Consider the following 319-nt stretch of genomic DNA (forward strand, 5'->3'; position numbering starts at 1 on the left):
GTTGAAATCGCCGACGGCGATCGGGTCGACGCCATGCTTGAGCGCGACCGCGGTCGAGCGTGTGCGGGCAAGCGGCGATGAGAGCCAGACGGCCGATGACGGCAGGCGGCGCGCAATTGCCGATGCCAGCGAGGGGTCGACCGGCTCGGCGGCCACGTCGAGCCGCCCGTAATAGCGGTTCTCCTGTCCCTGCACCGGCGCATGGCGGATCCACACCCATTCCGTACGTATGCCGCTCATAGACGTATGCCGCTCATAGCCACCCGCGAAACTTGAAGAAAAAATAGGTAGCTGCGGCGGAAAGCACCATCAGCCCCAG

At 64.9% G+C, this 319-nt stretch carries 1 protein-coding gene; it reads right to left on the reverse strand.

Annotated features, from left to right (window positions below):
* Positions 1 to 240: histidine phosphatase family protein (locus tag B4F73_RS06335; RefSeq protein WP_290482771.1), on the reverse strand; the 240-nt coding region annotated here is incomplete at its 3' end.
* Between the last annotated feature and the right edge of the window lie 79 nt (positions 241 to 319).

This window comes from Hyphomonas sp. UBA3601, from assembly GCF_002375605.1.
Lineage (GTDB): Bacteria > Pseudomonadota > Alphaproteobacteria > Caulobacterales > Hyphomonadaceae > Hyphomonas.